15 protein-coding genes are annotated in these 18097 nt (G+C 61.5%); 9 read left to right on the forward strand and 6 right to left on the reverse strand.

What is annotated here, in order from left to right; genetic code table 11:
* Positions 1-25: 25 nt before the first annotated feature.
* Entirely contained in the window at positions 26-2524 is a 2499-nt protein-coding gene (gene hrpB, locus PH603_RS14240; RefSeq protein ID WP_289503225.1) for an ATP-dependent helicase HrpB, read from the forward strand.
* Here hrpB and PH603_RS14245 read toward each other — a convergent pair.
* The 4 genes from PH603_RS14245 to PH603_RS14260 form a co-directional block, all read right to left on the reverse strand.
* The gene (locus tag PH603_RS14245; protein WP_289503226.1) at positions 2521-2988 is read right to left on the reverse strand and encodes a hypothetical protein; all 468 of its coding nucleotides are present in this window, start codon (positions 2986-2988) and stop codon (positions 2521-2523) included. The genes hrpB and PH603_RS14245 overlap by 4 nt on opposite strands.
* Positions 2989-3165: 177 nt before the next feature.
* Positions 3166-3564 (reverse strand): VOC family protein, encoded by a 399-nt coding sequence (locus PH603_RS14250; protein ID WP_289503228.1) that lies wholly within the window; start codon positions 3562-3564, stop codon positions 3166-3168.
* The gene (locus PH603_RS14255) at positions 3555-4085 is read right to left on the reverse strand and encodes a putative signal transducing protein (protein ID WP_289503230.1); all 531 of its coding nucleotides are present in this window, start codon (positions 4083-4085) and stop codon (positions 3555-3557) included. Before PH603_RS14255 ends, PH603_RS14250 begins: the two co-directional genes overlap by 10 nt.
* 5 nt (positions 4086-4090) lie before the next feature.
* A complete protein-coding gene (locus tag PH603_RS14260; protein WP_289503232.1) occupies positions 4091-4636 on the reverse strand; it encodes a pyridoxamine 5'-phosphate oxidase family protein in 546 nt (181 codons plus the stop codon).
* A gap of 138 nt (positions 4637-4774) precedes the next feature.
* Between PH603_RS14260 and PH603_RS14265 the strand changes: the two genes are divergently transcribed.
* The 8 genes from PH603_RS14265 to PH603_RS14300 all read left to right on the forward strand — a co-directional run bounded on the left by PH603_RS14265 (position 4775) and on the right by PH603_RS14300 (position 13068).
* Positions 4775-5077, forward strand: coding sequence for a hypothetical protein (locus PH603_RS14265; RefSeq protein ID WP_289503233.1), 303 nt, complete (start codon positions 4775-4777; stop codon positions 5075-5077).
* Positions 5078-5159: 82 nt separating this feature from the next.
* Entirely contained in the window at positions 5160-6845 is a 1686-nt protein-coding gene (locus tag PH603_RS14270; protein WP_289503235.1) for a glycoside hydrolase family 43 protein, read from the forward strand.
* Between the two features lie 75 nt (positions 6846-6920).
* Positions 6921-7529, forward strand: a complete 609-nt coding sequence (locus PH603_RS14275; RefSeq protein WP_289503237.1) for a glutathione S-transferase — start codon at positions 6921-6923, stop codon at positions 7527-7529.
* Entirely contained in the window at positions 7526-8188 is a 663-nt protein-coding gene (locus PH603_RS14280; RefSeq protein WP_289503239.1) for a tetratricopeptide repeat protein, read from the forward strand. The genes PH603_RS14275 and PH603_RS14280 overlap by 4 nt, the downstream gene beginning before the upstream one ends.
* A gap of 61 nt (positions 8189-8249) precedes the next feature.
* Positions 8250-8516 carry a FeoA family protein gene (locus tag PH603_RS14285; protein ID WP_289503240.1) on the forward strand — a complete coding sequence of 89 codons (267 nt, stop codon included), beginning with the start codon at positions 8250-8252 and terminating at the stop codon, positions 8514-8516.
* Entirely contained in the window at positions 8513-10369 is a 1857-nt protein-coding gene (feoB, locus tag PH603_RS14290) for a ferrous iron transporter B (RefSeq protein WP_289503243.1), read from the forward strand. The genes PH603_RS14285 and feoB overlap by 4 nt, the downstream gene beginning before the upstream one ends.
* A 107-nt stretch (positions 10370-10476) precedes the next feature.
* Positions 10477-11679 carry a dipeptidase gene (locus PH603_RS14295; RefSeq protein ID WP_289503245.1) on the forward strand — a complete coding sequence of 401 codons (1203 nt, stop codon included), beginning with the start codon at positions 10477-10479 and terminating at the stop codon, positions 11677-11679.
* A 75-nt stretch (positions 11680-11754) separates the two neighbouring features.
* Positions 11755-13068, forward strand: a complete 1314-nt coding sequence (locus tag PH603_RS14300) for a spinster family MFS transporter (protein ID WP_289503246.1) — start codon at positions 11755-11757, stop codon at positions 13066-13068.
* Positions 13069-13165: 97 nt separating this feature from the next.
* Here the strand turns inward: PH603_RS14300 and PH603_RS14305 are convergent, their stop codons facing one another.
* Together PH603_RS14305 and PH603_RS14310 are read right to left on the reverse strand one after the other, a co-directional pair.
* Positions 13166-16369, reverse strand: coding sequence for a TonB-dependent receptor (locus tag PH603_RS14305; RefSeq protein ID WP_289503248.1), 3204 nt, complete (start codon positions 16367-16369; stop codon positions 13166-13168).
* Positions 16370-16862: 493 nt separating this feature from the next.
* Positions 16863-18092: a phosphopentomutase gene (locus PH603_RS14310; protein WP_289503249.1), complete on the reverse strand. Its 1230-nt coding sequence runs from the start codon at positions 18090-18092 to the stop codon at positions 16863-16865.
* Positions 18093-18097: the final 5 nt, after the last annotated feature.

Below are 18097 nucleotides of genomic sequence, written 5' to 3' on the forward strand. Positions count from 1 at the left end.
CCGCCAAGCCGGTATGAGCCAGAGCATGAAAGACACGCTGCCCATCGATCCCCTGCTGCCGGAGATTGCCGCCTCGCTCGCGGCAGCGCCGTCGCTTGTGCTCGAGGCCCCACCGGGCGCGGGCAAGACAACGCGGGTGCCGCTGGCGCTGATGGACACGCTCGGCAAAGCAGGCAAGATCATCCTTCTGGAGCCCCGCCGGATCGCCGCCCGCACCGCCGCCGAGCGCATGGCCGCAACCCTTGGCGAGCCCGTGGGCGGGCGCGTGGGCTACCGCGTGCGGCAGGACAGAAAGATCGGCAAGGAGACGATTGTCGAGGTCGTCACCACCGGTTTGTTCCTGCGCCAGATACAGGCCGACCCTTCGCTTGAAGGGGTGGCCACTGTCCTTTTCGACGAGTTCCACGAACGCAGCCTCGATAGCGACCTCGCCCTTGCCTTTGCCATCGAGGCACAGCAGGGCCTGCGCGACGACCTGAAGCTTGTCGTGATGTCAGCAACCCTCGACGGCGAGCGGGTGATGGGCCTGCTACCGGGGGCCAAGCGGCTGACGAGCGAAGGCCGCAGCTTCCCGGTCGCACTGAAATATCTGGACCAGCCCGCAGGCCAATGGATGGAAACGGGCATTGTCTCTGCCCTTCGGCAGGCCTTGAAGGAACAGCCGGGCGACGCCCTCGTTTTCCTGCCCGGCCAAGCCGAAATCCGCCGTACCGAACGGCTGATCGCGGAAGCGGGTTTCGCGGGCGATTGCATCATCCTGCCGCTATACGGCGACCTGAAACTTGAGGACCAGACCCGTGCGGTGCGGCCGGACGCACAGGGCCGCCGCAAGATCGTGCTCGCCACAGCGATTGCCGAAACCAGCCTGACGATTGACGGCGTCACCATCGTGATAGACAGCGGCTACCGGCGGAGCCCGGCGTTTGACCCGGCAAGCGGCATGACGGCCCTGAAAACCGTGCGCGTTTCTGCCGCCGCCGCCGCCCAGCGCGCAGGACGGGCCGGTCGAACCGCCCCCGGCACCTGCTGGCGGCTTTGGAGCGAAGCGGCGAACCGCGCCCTCAGCCCCCACACACCGCCTGAAATCATGGAGGCCGACCTTGCCGGCCTCGCGCTGGAGCTTGCCGTCTGGGGTGACCCGGAAGGCACAGGCCTCGCCCTCCTTGATCCGCCTCCTGCCGCCCCGCTGGCGCAAGCGCGCGACCTGCTGATGCGGCTGGGCGCGGTGGACGCGGATGGCCGCGCCACAGTCCATGGGCGGCAGATGGCCGCGCTTGGCACCCATCCGCGCCTCGCCCATATGATGGCGCGTGCCGGGCATGATGGCCTCGGTGCCCTTGCCGCCGATATCGCGGCGATCCTGTCGGAACGCGATTTCCTGAAAGGCCCGCCGGACGCCCGCGACGCCGACCTGCGGCTGCGGCTGGAGCTTTTGTCCGGCAAGGAACGCATCCCCGCCGGCCTCAGCCTTGATCGCGGTGCGTTCGAGCGGGCAAAACAGTCCGCCCGTGACTGGCGGCGGCAACTGGGGGACGGCGTGAATACCATCGCAGACCCATCGGAGGCTGGCCGCGTGCTGGCGCTCGCTTACCCCGACCGCCTTGCCATGAAGCGCGGCAAACAGGGTGATTTCCGCCTGTCGAACGGCCGGGGCGCCTTGCTGCCCGCCACCGATGCCCTCGCCCGCGAAGATTTCCTCGCCGTCGCGCATCTGGACGGCGACAAGCAGAATGCCCGCATCTTTCTGGCCGCACCCATCAATCTTGCCGATATCGAGGCTGATTTTGCGGATGCCGTCACGAGCGCTGAAGAAGTCCATTGGGATGGCCGCACCGAAACGGTTGTCGCGCGGCGTGTGAAGCGGCTGTGGTCGCTGGAACTTGAGGAAAAGCCGCTGAAGGATGCCTCCCCCGACGCCAAAGTGGCGGCGATGGTCGAAGGCATCCGGGCGATGGGGCTGAATGCCCTGCCCTGGACGAAGGAACTGGCCGCATGGCGCGCCCGTGTGCGCTTCGCCGCGAAGCACGCGCCCGACGACTGGCCCGACCTTTCGGACGAAGCCCTGCTTGCCAGCCTTGAAGACTGGCTCGCGCCTTACCTGACCGGCGTCAGCCGCAAGGCGCACCTTGCCGGTATTGATCTTTCATCAGCACTCAAAGGGCTGATCGACTGGAACGCGGCCCAGGCGCTCGACCGGCTGGTGCCGACGCATCTGACAGTGCCGACCGGCAACCGCCACCCGCTCGATTATGACGCGGGCGACGTGCCCGTCCTTGCTTGCCGCCTTCAGGAAATGTTCGGCGCCACCGAAACGCCCACCATCATGGACGGCCGCGTGCCCGTGCTGTTGCATCTGCTGTCTCCCGCCCATCGGCCGCTCGCGGTGACGCAGGATCTTGTCAGTTTCTGGAACGGCGCCTATGCGCATGTGAAGGCCGATATGAAAGGCCGCTACCCCAAGCATTACTGGCCAGACAATCCGCTGGATGCCGAGCCGACCGCGAGGGCGAAGCCGAGGCGTTAGAGTGGCTTTGCCTGCATTCGAGACCTAGTCTCTGTCAACTCCGCCGCTAGGCTAGCCCCCTGTCGGCTCAACTCATCGAGGAGCTGTCCAATCTCGGCCAAATCATCGTGGATTTCGCTCAGTTCTTTTTCCAGATTGAATTTAGCACGCCAGTTGATCAGCTGCTTTGCTCCATGAGCATCTCGTTGAAACGTGTCAATGCGTCGAAGCTTTGCTTCAAGCTTCTCAAGTTCGGCTTGCATATTGGAAGACCCAAACATGCCATTTATGGCGAAAAGGTCGTTCAGCATTAGCCTGTTGCTTTCAGCTACCGAACGGCACGAAATCACCTTGGCACCGAGCTCGGCTCGGCATTTTCTCACTTCGACCCTCAGATCAAGTCTCTTCACCGACACAGCCCAATATGCGCTTAGAGTTGAGACCAGAAGGGCTAAGACAGCAATCCAATCGCTGAAATCCAACATTTCCCCGCTCCGGAAAATTATCTCTACCTATGATAGATAGGAGAGATCGAAGCGTGTACAAGCGCGCCCGTGTTAGTGTGGCGTAGGGCCGGCTGAAATGCCTGCAGCCCCAGCCACCAATAGGGCGAGTAGCGTTACAAGATCACCGAAATCGAGCATGCGCGGTGCCGCGTCAATCTACAGCCCGCCTTCAAAGAGGGTGACACGCACGCCGTCGGGGTCTTCCACCCACAGGTAGCTGTTGCCCCACGGGCGCGCTACAGGGCCGGTGCAGGGCACCCCAAGGCGGGCGAAATGCGCAGCCCATGCCTGCAGGTCTTCCGTCCTGATCTGCAGTTCGACCTTGCCGGTCGCCCGCTCGGCGTGAAGATGGCGCTTCTCGGCATCCTGCGAGGTCGCGGCAAGCTCGATAAAACCGCCCGGTCCTTCAAGCGCAAAAATACAGCCCTTGTCGGTGGCCTCGTCCCATTCCTCCGCCACCTTCAGGCCAAGGATATCGGCATAAAAGGCGCGCGCCTCATCGAACCGGCCCGTGCGGATAACCGTCTTGACGGAATGGAGCGGCTTCAAAGCCACCTGAGCCACCTGATCAGCCACATGAGGCCAAGCGTGGCGCCGGCGAGCGTGGCACCCCACATGATGGCGAGAAAGAAGGAATCGAAATGGCGGCGGGCGCCTTCGGGATAATAGGTGCCGCATTCGATGCAGTGCCGCCAGCGTTCGCCCGGCTTCTGCTTCGTCTTCAGCCCCGGTATCAGCGTCGGCACCGGGCCGGTATGGATGCCAACGCGGGTGGAGCCGCACTGCGGGCAGGCGATATCGTCTTCGTCCACCGAAGGCGGCAACGCATGCACCCGGCGCGGCAGGACGGCGACTTTCCGCAGCGCCAGCTCGGCCCGCACCTTGTCCACCGCCTTCACCAGAAGGTCGATCCGGACACCATAGCCAAGCGTGCCCATATTCTCGTTCGACAGGAAACAGTCGATCCCTTCGGATGCCAGCACGCTTTTCATCACCTGCGCTTCCATGGGGTCCAGGCCCGTGCGCAGCGGCAAGAGTTCATCGGGGGCAATCGGTTCTTCAGTCTGGGCAGGCATATCTGTCAGTCCATCAGCCCGGTCGGGAAGCCGTCGATCGAGGTTACATTCTTGCGGGCCTGATATTCAGTCACGGTTTCAGCGCCCTTCGTTTCGGCCCATTTGACAAGCGTCGGGCGTACAGTTTTCAGCTCCATCTCCGGCACCGCATAACCGCAGCTTGTTTGCACGCTTTCCACATCCATCAGCACAATCTGGCGCGCACCCGCCATATCCGCCGGGAACTGCGCGGCGAGGGCTGCGAATTCCGTATGATGCGGGCGCACCACCCGGCCCCGGCCATACAGGCGCAGGATCATGGGGTTGCGGGTGAAGCTGTTGAACATGAAGGTCAGCCGCCCGTCATGCTTCAGGTGGGCCGCCGTTTCGTTACCGCTGCCGGTGAGATCGAGATAGCCGCAGAGCTTGGGGCCAAGCACCCGGAAGGTGTCCATCCCCTTGGGGCTGAGGTTGATCCGCCCTGTGGCGCAGGCCGTGGCGGTGAAGAACATGGGCTGGTCGGCGATGAAATCGGCGAGCTTGTCGCTGATCTCGTCAAAGAATTCGGCCATGGGGAAACTCTCCGGTCAGGTGTGATCGTTCAATTTGAACGTATTTGACACCATAAAGTCAAAATTCATCTTTAGATGTGACGATCACAAGATAGAGCGGTCGCCCCGGCGCCGCCTGATTTGGAACGGACCGACGCGATGAAGTCGATCAAACGCTGGATGGCCCTGCCGCTTGGGGCCCTGATCTTCGTGATCGGGGCGATCCTGTTTCCATTGCCCATTCCGCTTGGCATCCCGCTGATGGTGATCGGCCTTGCTGTGCTCGCCCTGCATCCCCTGATGCTGCGCGCGTTCCGGCGCTGGCGCGGTCGTCACCCGGAAGCCAGCCGCCGCATCGGGGCGATTGTTCCGCACCTGCCGGCCTTCCTGCGCCGCATCGCCCACCGCACCACGCCGCCCTCGCGCAAAGGCCCCGGCGCCCCGCCGACTGTGCAAGCCTGAGACTTTCCTGAACGCCATATACCCTTTCCTGTTGCCGAAAAATGGTAGCGCTGCCATTTTCAGCAGCAACGGAGGAAAAGGGATGATCTTCAAGGGACTTCTGGGCGCTGCCCTCATGATGGCCACGAGTGCCGCAAGCGCCGGTGACGCCCGGTTCGACTGGTTCGATTATCAGGGCAACGACACGATCTATCGTTTCGTGAAGCCTACCGAAAGCCAGTATCTGAACCCGATCCTTTCGGGCTTCCACCCCGACCCCGGCATCGTGCGCGGCGGTGACGGCGCCTATTATCTGGTGACATCCACCTTCGGCTGGTTTCCGGGCTTACCCGTCTATCGCAGCACCGATCTTGTCAGCTGGTCGCTGATCGGCCACGCCATCGACCGGCCTGGCATGCTTGATTTTTCAGGCCTTGGCCTGTCACGCGGGGTGTTCGCGCCGACCATTTCCTACCGCGACGGCACCTATTATATCGCCAACACCTGCGTCGATTGCCGCGGCAATTTCATCGTCACGGCGAAGGATCCGGCGGGGCCGTGGTCCGACCCCGTCTGGCTGCCCGATGTGGGCGGCATCGACCCCTCGCTGTTTTTTGATGACGATGGCCGGGTGTGGCTGATGAACAATGATGCCCCCGAAGGCGAGCCCCGCTATGAAGGCCACCGCGCCATCTGGCTGCGCGAGATTGATCCCAAGACCTTCCAGCCGATTTCGGACGCCCATGTCATCATCGATGGCGGCGTTCGGCCCGAAGAAAAGCCGATATGGATCGAAGGCCCGCACATCTATAAACGTGACGGCTGGTATTATCTGAGTGCAGCAGAAGGCGGCACCGCACGCGGGCACTCGCAGGTGATCCTCCGCTCCCGCACCGTCGCGGGGCCTTACACGCCATATGAGGGGAATCCGATCCTCACCCAGCGCGACCTCAGCGAAAACCGGCCCTTCCCGGTTACCTCGGTCGGGCACGCCGATTATGTGCAGGATGATGCCGGTAACTGGTGGGCCACTTTCCTTGGTGTGCGCCCCTATGACACCGAGGACCATTACAATACAGGGCGGGAGACCTACCTTCTGCCCGTACGCTGGACGCCGGATGGCTGGCCGATCATCCTGAAGCGTGATGCCAAGGTGCCTTATCTGGATGAACGCCCGAGCCTGCCGAAAGCCGCGCCGCCAAGCCTGCCGACCAATGGCAACTTCAGCTACCGCGAGGAATTTGATGGCGCCACACTTGATGGCCACTGGATATCGCTGCGCGAAGGCCACGAAAACTGGGCGAAGCTTGAGGCCGGTTCGCTTGTCCTGACGCCCCAAATGCTGCCGCTGGGCAGCGGCCGGAACCCGTCTTTCGTCGCACGGCGCCAGCAACATATGACCGCGAGCGCCTCCACCGCCGTCACTTTCGAGCCGGGCATCAACCAGAGTGCAGGGATCGCGGCATTCCAGAATGACGCCTTTTTCTATGCGCTTGCTGTAACGCTGGATGACACCGGCAACAGGATCGTTGAGCTGCGTCGCCGCACCGGCGAAGCACATGCACCGGACGGTACCGCGCTAGCGAGTGCCCCGCTCAAGGGTGATGCAGACGCGCCCGTCCGCCTGAAGATAGAGGCAGACGGCGGCCGCTACAGCTTCCTGTATGCCGAAGGGCCGGACGCGCCCTGGCAAGTTCTCGTGAAAGATGCTGACGGCACGATCCTTTCGACCGCGGTGGCGGGCGGCTTTGTGGGTGCCGTTTTCGGGCTATACGCGAGCGGGCCATGACGCCCGTCACACGTTCGTCACTTGCGCGTTCCGGATCAGATACTTAATCTCCGTTCGTCCCGGAGGATTGTTCTGATGAAGCTTTTTGTATCGCCTACCTCGCCTTACGTCCGCAAAGTCCTGATCGCCGCCATTGAACTGGGTCTTGCCGACAAGCTGCAACTCGTCACTGTCAACACCCTGCCCACCAAGCAGGACCCGGTGATCATTGCCATCAATCCACTCGGCAAGATTCCGGCGCTGCAAATCGACGATGGCACCGTCCTTTATGACAGCCGGGTAATCCTTGAATATCTGAACACCGTCGGCAAAGGCACGCTGATCCCGACCGGCGGCAATGCCCACTGGCGGGCGCTGCGCCTGCAAGCACTGTCGGACGGGCTTCTGGATGCCGCCGTTGCGGCGCGCTACGAAACAGCGCTGCGGCCGGCCCCGCTGCAATGGCAGCAATGGGTGGACGCCCAAACGGGCAAGATCGTTGCGGCGCTGGATGCCCTGCAGCGCGAAGCCCTTTATGAAAGCGGCATCACAGTCGCCGAAATTTCTGCCTACGCCGCGCTCGATTATCTCGATTTCCGGTTCGATCATCTCGACTGGCGCTCGGGCCGCACCGCGCTTGCCGACTTTTTCGAAGCTTTCAGCAAGCGGAAATCGGTGCAATCCCTGCCGACCCGCGCGGCATGACCCCGATGCGCGCCCGCAAGTTTTTCGCCCTTTGCCTGCTGGTCACCGCGCCCGCCCTGCCCGCGCAGGCGCAAACAGCCGGCGACGAATGGGATGCCATGATGCAGGAGGCCAAGGGGCTTCTGCTGATGCGGCAATATGATCTGGCCAGAGAAACACTTCAGGAAGCCTTGGAGCTGGCGCGGATGGAACGCGGACGCGGACACCCTTCCGTTGCGGTGACGCTTTCAAACCTCGGCGATGTGGAACTGGAACGCGACAGCCCCGATACTGCTTTCCACTTTTACAAACAGGCGCTGGCCATTTTCAAAGCCTCACCCGAAGGCCCGTTCGCCACGTTCGGCGTGACGCTCAACAATATGGGCCTCATTGCCGACCGGCGCGGTGAAAGCGAACTCGCCCGTCACTATTACGCCAAAGCCCTTCCGGTTTTCGAGGCAACACTGCCGGCGGATGACGTCAATATCGGCCGCACGATCAACAATATGGGGCTTTCCTACATCCGGTCCGGCGAATATGCCAAGGCGGAAGAGAGCCTCAAGCGCGCCCTGCCGATCCTTGAAGCCGCCCTCGGCCCGGCGAGCCCCGAAGTCCTGTCGTGCCATCACAATCTCGCCACTCTCCGGAAAGTGCTGTCGGACAATCCCGTTTCACCTTGAAGCGGGATTGCGCGCGTGCTATCGCCTGACTTGAGAACGGTTCTCAATATAAGGCTTATCCATGCTGCAACAGACAGGTGAAACGATGCGACTGGGCACACTGGCGCCCGGCCAAGGGGGCCGGATTGTCGCAATCGAAGAGGCAGACACGCCGAACGCTGCGGAAAATGCCGAACGCCTGCGCGAACTTGGTTTCGCCGAAGAACTGGACGCGACCGTGCTGCACCAGAGCCCCTTCGGTCGCGATCCCATTGTGGTTGCCGTCGGGTCCATGACCGTTGCCCTGCGCCGCGCCGAAGCCAACCTGATTGTGGTGAAATCTCAATGAATGCCCCCGAAACCGTGAAGACGCTGCGGATCGCCCTTGTCGGCAACCCCAACTGCGGCAAGTCCGCCCTTTTCAACACGCTGACCGGGCTTCGGCAGAAGGTCGCCAACTATCCCGGCGCCACGGTCGAGCGTCACAGCGGCCGCATGACCGGCGCTTCGCATATCGAGCTGATCGACCTGCCCGGCACCTATAGCCTGACGCCCAAAAGCCCCGACGAAGCCGTCACCTGCGACGCGCTTTTCGGGCGGTCGACCCTTGAGGCACGGCCTGATGGTATCGTCTGCGTGCTGGATGCCACCAACCTTGGCCAGCACCTGCGTTTCGCGCTTGAACTGAAGGCCACCGGCCTGCCAATGGTCGTGGCACTGAATATGACCGACCTCGCCCGCCGCGAAGGTATCGAGATCGATGTCGAGGGCCTCGCGAAGCGCCTTGGCGTGCCGGTGATCGAAACCGTTGCCGTGCGCAAAACCGGGATCGCCGAGATCAAGGCCGCCATCGGCGTGCTTGGCACAGCAGCCGAGCATGCCCCGACCGACCTGCCGCCCTTGCGCCAACTGCAGCGCGACGCCCGCGCCATGGCGCGCGATGTGACCCTCGCGGAAGGCAGCGGCCACAAGATCACCCGTCAGCTCGATGCCCTGTTCCTGCATCCGGTCGCGGGTCCGATCATCCTTTTCTCGCTGCTGTTTGTAATGTTCCAGGCCGTCTTCTCGTGGGCGGAAGCCCCGATGGACATGATCGACGGCGGTGTTGCGGGCCTGCAAGGATGGCTCGCTGATACCTTGCCGGACGGCTGGGTCCTCAGCCTCCTCAACGACGGCATTCTGGCGGGTGTTGGCAGTGTGGTGATCTTCCTGCCGCAGATCCTGATCCTCTTCACCTTCATTCTGGCGCTGGAATCGTCGGGCTATCTTGTCCGCGCCGCCTATCTGATGGACCGGCTGATGTCATCCGTGGGCCTCAATGGCCGGGCCTTCATTCCGCTTCTGTCGAGCTTTGCCTGCGCCATTCCCGGCATCATGGCTGCCCGCACCATCGCCGACCCCAAGGACCGGCTGACGACCATCCTGATTGCGCCGCTGATGACCTGTTCGGCTCGCCTGCCGGTCTATACGCTTGTCATCGCCGCCTTCATCCCCAACGAGAGCGTTTGGGGCGGTATGGTCGGCCTGCAGGGCCTTGTGATGTTCGGCCTGTATCTTTCGGGTATCGTTTTCGCGCTTCTGGCGGCCTTCGTGTTCAAGCGGTTGCTGTCAGACGGCCAGCGCCAGCCGTTCCTGCTGGAACTGCCGAAATATCAGGTGCCGCACCTGCGCTATATTTTCGTCGGCCTTCTGGAGCGGACCAAGGTCTTCCTGCGCCGCGCCGGTACGATCATCCTGACGGCCATGATCATCCTTTGGGTGCTGGGCTCATACCCGCTGCCGCCTGAAGGTGCCACGGAACCCGATATCGCCTACAGCTATGTTGGCATCATCGGCAAGGCCCTCGCCACCGTCTTCGCCCCGCTAGGCTTCAACTGGGAAATCTCGGTCGCGCTTGTACCCGGTCTTGCTGCCCGCGAAGTGGCTGTGGCGGCCCTTGGCACGGTTTACGCGCTTTCGGGGGACGAAGACATGGTGGCAGACAGCCTTGTCGGCCTTCTGGCCTCCGGCTGGACGCTGCCGACCGCGCTTGCCTTCCTTGCCTGGTACGTCTTTGCACCGCAGTGCCTGTCGACCATCGCTGTCACCAAACGGGAAACCGGCGGCTGGAAATGGCCGCTTGTGATGCTCGGTTACCTGTTTGGCCTCGCCTATCTTGCCGCGTTCCTCACCTACCGGATCGCGCTTGCCTTCAGCGCCTGAGGAAAAAGGGGCGGATTGCCCCTTGCCCTCGGGCTGTTCCGCTCGCTAGTCTCTGCCCCAACCGGCCGGGATGTGAAGCGGCACGGATCCAGTCAAGGGGGACAGACATGAAAAAGACCGTACTTTTGGCCCTGCTCGCCGGCGTCAGCCTTGCCGCGTGCGAAGACAAGGTGACCAAGCCCGAAGGCCCGAGCGAGGATGCCGTCCGCATCGCGCAATCAGCCCTGATCGTTGATACCCATATCGACGTGCCCTACCGCCTGCAGGAAAAGTGGGATGACGTATCGGCTGCCACCGAAGGCGGCGATTTCGATTATCCCCGCGCCAAGGAAGGCGGTCTCGATGCCCCCTTCATGTCGATCTACACGCCTTCAAAGCTTGATGGCACGCCGGACGCCACGGTGCTGGCGAACGACCTGATCTCGATGGTCGAAAAGATCGCCGCCGAGCATCCGGACAAGTTCCGCGTGGCCAAGTCGGTCGCCGACGTGGAAGCCGCGCAGAAAGACGGTGTCATCGCCTTGCCGCTTGGCATGGAGAACGGCTCCCCGATTGCCGAGCTTGATCTTCTCGACCATTTCTACAATCGCGGTATCCGTTACATCACGCTCGCCCATGCCAAGGCCAACACAATCGCCGACAGCAGCTATGATCCCGCCCGCCCGAACGGTGGCCTTTCGGAATATGGTGCTGAAGTCGTGAGGAAGATGAACGAACTTGGCATCATGGTCGATATCAGCCACGTATCTGACGAAGCCTTCTGGGATGTGATGGCGCTGACCGATGTGCCGCCCATCGCCTCGCACTCCTCTGCCCGTCATTTCACGCCGGGGTTCGAGCGCAACATGGCAGACGACATGATCAAGGCGCTCGCCAAAAAGGGCGGCGTGATCATGATCAACGCGGGCTCGTCCTTCCTCACGGAAGCGGCCAACAACTGGGGCAAGGAACGCGACGCCGCCTATGAAGCCCATCTTGCGGCATCGGGCGAGGAAAAGTCGGATACCGGCGAGGATGCCTTCGGCGTCTCCTACCGCATGACCCACCCTTTCCCCTATGCGACGCTCGATGACGTGCTCGACCATATCGACTATGTCGTGAAAATCGCCGGGATCGACGCCGTTGGCATCGGATCGGATTTCGACGGAGTGGGCGACAGCCTGCCCATCGGCTTCAAGGACGTGTCCGACTATCCGGTCCTTGTCGATGGCCTCCTGTCGCGCGGCTATGACGAGGCGGCAATCACCAAGATCCTTGGCGGCAACCTGATGCGCGTCTGGGGTGTGGTCGAGGCTGCGGCCCAGCCCTGAGCGTCCGGTTCTGCTTGACCCGGTCCTGACTTTCCTAAATGCTTCCCTCCAATTCGGACAGATTGGGGGGGAGCCATGAAGCCGACGACCACACCACCCGCCGGGGAAGCGGGCAATGAAAACGCGGCGCGCACCTTCGCCGGTGTTTCAGGCGGCATGCGCACCTATATCCTGCTGCTGCTGACCTTCATCTATGCAGTGAATTTCATCGACCGGCAGATTCTGGTGGTGATGCAGGAAGCCATCAAGGCCGACCTCAGCCTCAGCGACACCGAGCTTGGCCTTCTGACTGGCTTCTCCTTCGCGCTTTTCTATGTCACCGCCGGCATCCCCATCGCCCGGCTGGCCGACCGCGCCAATCGCCGCAACATCATCGCCACAGCGCTTGCGGTATGGAGCGGCATGACGGCCCTTTCAGGCCTCGCCCAGAATTATGTGCAGTTGCTGCTGGCCCGGATCGGGGTCGGCGTTGGCGAAGCCGGCTGCAGCCCGCCCGCGCATTCGATGATCTCGAGCCTCTATGAGCCCAAACGCAGGGCCTCTGCCCTCTCCTTCTATTCGGCGGGGCTCTATTTCGGGGTGCTTCTTGGCTATCTGCTTGGCGGGTTCCTCAGCGAGACCTACGGCTGGCGGGCAACTTTCCTGATCCTTGGCCTGCCGGGCATCGCGATTGCCCTTCTCCTGCGTTTCAGCATCAAGGAACCGCTGCGTGGGGCCGGGGCCCAACAGCAGGCCAGCCTGAAGGAAACGCTGGCGGTGATTGCCCGGCTCAAGTCCTTCCCCTATTTCGCCTTCGGCTGCGCCATGTCGGCCTTCGTGTCCTATGGCACCGGCAACTTCCTGCCCTCGCTGATGGTGCGCTACCATGGCTTTACCCCATCCGAAGTCGGGATGATCCTGTCGCTGTCTGGCGGCCTCACCGGCATGATCGGCACCTATCTCGGGGGTGTGCTCGCCGATAAATACGGGGCACGTGACCCGCGCTGGTATCTTTGGATTCCCGGCCTTTCGGGTGTGCTTGCCATCCCCTTTGCGATGTTTGGCTACCAGACAGATAATGCCGTGCTGATGGTTGCCGGCACCGGTATCGCGGCGATCCTTTCGACCATGTATCTGGGGCCTGCCATCTCGGTATCGCACCGGCTGGTATCGCCGCACATGCGCGCGCTGATGTCGGCAATCCTGTTCTTCATCCTCAACCTGATCGGGCTCGGCCTGGGACCTGTGGTCGTTGGCATCATCAGCGACACCCTCCGGGAAATCACCGGCGAAGAAAGCCTCAGGGCAGCGCTGACCATCGCCGTGTCGCTCGCCTTCGTCAAGGCATGGCTCTTTTTCGAAGGGGGCCGCAAGCTGCCGAAAGATCTGGCCCTGCGCGCGGAAGACTGAAAGGCCGCATGCCTTCTTAAAAGCATCACGCCGCATCCAAAAGAAATGGCCCGGAACGCCGAAGCATTCCGGGCCAGCTTTCAGTCAGCCTGATGGCTTAGAACTTGTAGTTCACACCGAAGCGGACTTCCCACTTCGACGACGTTACCTGCAGGGTCTGCGGGTCACGGTCGATGAAGCCGCTGTAGTTGTAGGTGTTGGTCGCACGGTCGATGGTGGCATCGAGGAAGTTGATGTGGCCAAAGTAGCCAGCATGCTTCTGAACGCCCCAGTCGCTGTCGATGAGGTTGGTCAGGTTCTCGATAACCATGAAGGCCGTGATCTTGTGACCTTCGAACGGCAGCGGGATTTCCTGAGCGAGACGCATGTCTACCTTGCCCCACCAATCCGACTTGAAGCCGTTGCGCGGTGCGATTTCGCCAGCATATTTCATCAGGCCCATTTCTTCGAGGTAGGAGAAGAAGGCGTCCTGAGCAGCTTCCGAAGCCAGTGCACCGGTGAAGTTGACAAGCGGATCGTTCTTGCCGGTCGGTACATAGATCAGGTGGCGGTCGTCAACCGTGTCACCGAACGAGCTATAGGTGAAATCGAAGTAACCACCCATGTCGTTGTAGGTATAGCTGTAAGGACGGCCCGATTGCAGGCTACCGAACAGGCTGAGGGTCGTCTTGTTGTCGTCCCAAAACTCATGTTCCCAGTTGAAGCGGCCAACCAGGCGGTGCTTGATCGCCCAGTTGGTGGTTGCTTCCGTCGGGTTGTTGGCGTCGGAAACTGCAACGCCCGAGAAGTTCGAGAAGGCAACCGAAGCCGTCATCGGGTTGACGTCGGTCGCGTCCGTGTAGGCATAGCCGAGGGTCCAGCTGATGCCCAGGTCTTCGATGTCTTTCGACAGCGATACCGAGAAGACCTTCTGTTCGCCGCCATCAGTGTTGGTCAGGATATAGTCCGAGTTACCGAAGCGAGCGCAGCCCGAAGCGATCGGGTTGTCAACGCAAACCGGGTTCGCCTTGTTGGTGCTGGCATAGAGCGGACGACCATCCGGCGCAGTCCCGATCTGGACGAGCGAGCTGTCAACGATATTGGCAGCGTTGCGCATCTTCGAATACAGGAAGTCAGCCGTCAGGCGGTAGCCTTCGCCAAAGCGACCGGCATCAAAGTCCCAGGTAGCGCCAAGAGCGACCTTGAGCTGCGTCGGGATCTTGAAGTCGGGATCAAGGGCGTTCACACCGGTGTTGGCCGAACCCGAGCTCACGGAGTCATAAAGCGACTGCGGGATATCGGCGAGCGGACGACCGCTGCCCGAAAGCTCGGCCTCAAGGATGTTCAGGTTGCGGGCGCTGACCTGAAGCTGGGTGAAACCGTCGTTCTGGTAGTTGTTCACGATCCAGACGTTCGGGTTACCGCCCGAGAAGATGCCGACGCCGCCATGAACGCGGAGGGCATCGGTCGCATCCCAGGTGAAGCCCAGACGCGGCATGAAGACGCCACGGCCATCGAAGTTCGTAGCGTTCGAGAAGCCGTTACGCGCAACGAAGTTGGGGTTCTCAGCCGGAAGGCCGCTGTTTTCATACCAGTCGTAACGAACACCGGCGGTGATCGTCAGATCGGCAGCCGGGATCGAGAACTCGTCCTGCAGGTAAACGGTGTTGATCGCATATTCAACGGTGCCAGCGGCATCGAGCGGATTGTGCGAAGCAGCGTTACCATAATAGACGCGGTCAGCGAGACCGGCTTCGAAATTGTCGACGCTGGTGAAGCGGTATTCACCAACGGTGTGCTGGACGAACATGTTGAAGAGTTCAAGATCAGCGCGCTCGAAACCGGCGGTGATGTTGTGGTCTTCAAGACGGTAGGTACCGGCGGCCTTGTAGTTCCAGATCTTGTAATACAGATCGTTCGACTGACGGCTGTCGTCGGTGCCGAGGTAAACGGTGACACCTTCCGGGGTCGAAATCTGGACTTCCCCGATCTCGTTGTTGCCGCGCGAAATCTGGCGGTTGTCGAGGTCGGTGTAAGAAGCGCGAATCTCGGTCGAGAAATTGTCCGTCCAGTCAGAGAACAGGTGACCGACGTAGGACTTCAGCTTGGCACCACGCTCGTAATAGTGATCCGAGAATTCGAACTCGTCGGCATCACCATCGGATTCAGAAATGTGGTAGCCGTCGTTGTAGTTGTAAACGAGGGCAAGACGGTGGTTGTCGTTGATGTTCCAGTCGATCTTGGCGAGGATTTTCTCGTCTTCGGTCGGCAGCGAGTTGACGATGTCCCCAACGGTGTAGCCGTAAACGTCCTGCGCGATCTGGGCGATGCGGTCGAACGTGGCCTGATCCGGCTGCCCTTCAAGACCCGGGCGACGGTTGAAAAGGTCAGCGCCTTCCAGCTTCTCGTAGGAAGCGAAGAAGAAGAGCTTGTCCTGGATGATCGGGCCACCAAGGTTCGCGCCGTAGCGCTTCGAGGTGTAGTCGCCGTTCGGATAGTTGGGGTTGCCTTCAAGGCGCGAGGCGCGCAGGCCGTCGTTCGAATAATCGAAGAAGGCGCCGCCATGCAGCTCGTTCGAGCCCGACTTGGTCACGGCGTTGATGTTACAGCCGGTGAACGAGCCGTACTCGACATCGAACGGGGCCATCTCAACGGCAACCTGCTGGATTGCGTCGAACGAGAAGGGCACATACTCGGTCGGATAACCGTTCGAGTTGAGGCCGAAGTTATCGTTGAGGCCAACACCGTCAACCGTCAGGCTGTTGAAGCGCGGGTTGGCGCCAACGCACTGGATCGCGTCGCTGTTCGACTCGTCGATGTAAACGCGCGGGTCCATACGAACCACGTCCTTGATGTCGCGGTTGATCGACGGCGCGGTCTCGAGGTCGGTCAGGTTGAAGGTCGCGCTCGGGCCCATGGCCACGTTCGCCGATTTCAGCGCCGATGCGCTGACGATGATCTCTTCAACGCCGCCGGCAATCTCGTCCAGCTGGAAGTTGGCTTCATAGGTCTTGCCGAGGTTCAGCGTGATACCTTCGATACGCTCGTTGGCGTAGGCATCCGACTTGACTTCGATGATGTAGGGGCCGCCAACGCGCAGGCCACGAGCCGACCAGCCACCGTTGGATGAAGTCGTTACCGTACGGGTGGTACCGGTGCGGGTATCACGGATGGTTACGGTCTGGCCGGCGAGCGGCGAACCGTCGGGTGCGGTGACAACACCGCGTGCATCAGCTGAGGTTTCCTGTGCGGTGGCGGGCGATGCCAGCATCAGGGCCGACACTGCTGCGCCAAGCAGCAGATAATTCATTGAGCGTTTCATTTCCTAAGCTCCATGGTTTTGCGGGAGATTATAATTATTGTTGCATGCCTCTCTCCCAACGCCCTTGCGGGGAGGCGCCGAAAAAAAGCCAAGAGTTCCGAATATCAAACTTTCCGTTACATTTTTGTTACAAACCGGTGATTATTTTTTGTCAACACCGCAAACCGCCGGTCACGGGCCGTCGAATCCGGACGTCGCAATCGCTGTTTCGCTGAAAAAAAGGCGCAAAAGGCCGGTTCTTCAATCGACATCGAAGGCAGCGCCACTGTCACCGCCCGAGATGACAGTTTAAAGAAGCTTGTCGCCTTCTTTTCCAAGTGTGGCGGAAATGCCGCATATGTTGGGGCCTGCCAGAGGTTAAAAATGTTAACCACGATGAGATGGCGCGACTCAACGAATGTTGAATCAGCCTTGAAGGCATGAACGAAGGTGCCGGACGCAGGGTCTGTGTCCGGTTGTTGAACCATTCAAACAGGAAACGGGATAGGCTGCCCTAGTGCAGCGGCAGGATGACCTGACCTTCATCAAGAGCCTTGATCCCCAGATGCGCCGCAACCGTCTGGCCGAGATCCGCGAAACTGTCGCGCACCCCGCCCGATCCCGGCTTGACGCCCGCGCCGAAAGCAATGAAAGGCACATGCTCGCGCGTGTGGTCGCTGCCCGGCCAGGTGGGGTCGCAGCCGTGATCGGCACTCATCACCACAATATCGCCGGGGCGCATGTTGGCGGTCAGTTCCGGCAGGCGCCTGTCGAAATATTCAAGGGCGGCGGCATAGCCCGCCACATTGCGGCGGTGGCCGAAATTCTGGTCGAAATCGACGAAATTGACGAAGGTGAGCGAGCCTTCCGGCGCTTCCGCCACCTGTTTCAAGGTCGCTTCGAAAAGGGCCGGATTGCCGGTTGCCTTGATCTTCTTGCTGATGCCCTGATGGGCGAAAATGTCGGCGATCTTGCCAACCGAGATCACCGCGCGGCCCTCGGCGGTCAGCTTGTCGAGAAGCGTCGGAGCCGGTGGCGGTACGGCGAGGTCGCGGCGGTTGCCGGTGCGCTCGTAATTGCCGCTTGTGCCCACAAATGGCCGCGCGATCACCCGGCCGATATTGTAGGGGTCCACCAGTTCGCGCGCCACATCGCAAACCTCATACAGCCGGTCGAGCCCGAAAGCTTCCTCGTGGGCGGCGATCTGGAAAACGCTATCGGCGGAGGTATAGACGATGGGCATGCCGGTTTTCACATGCTCGTCGCCCAGTTCCTCGATGATGACCGTGCCCGAGGCATGCTTGTTGCCGAGCACGCCAGGCAGGCCGCAGCGCTCAATCAGCGCGTCGGTGAGTTCCTTCGGAAAGCTCGGATAGTCGTGGCCGAAATAGCCCCAGTCGAACCGCACAGGCACGCCTGCCATTTCCCAGTGGCCGGACGGCGTATCCTTGCCGAACGACTGCTCTGCAAGCGCGGCGTAAAGACCGGTGTGGCCGGAACCATCGGTTTCAAGCCCTGTCGGCACCTTGCCGGTGGCGAGGGCGGCGGCAGCGCCAAGGCCCAGCCGTGTCAGGTTTGGCAGATGCAGGGGGCCGGCCTCGGGGCGTTCCTTGCCTGTATTCCCGGCAGCGCACCAGTCGGCAATATGGCCAAGCGTATCGGCGCCAACATCACCGAACTTCGCGGCGTCCGGTGCAGCACCGATGCCGAAACTGTCGAGTACGAGGATGAAGGCGCGCGCCATGGCAC

The organism is Gimibacter soli (assembly GCF_028463845.1).
Lineage (GTDB): Bacteria > Pseudomonadota > Alphaproteobacteria > Sphingomonadales > Kordiimonadaceae > Gimibacter > Gimibacter soli.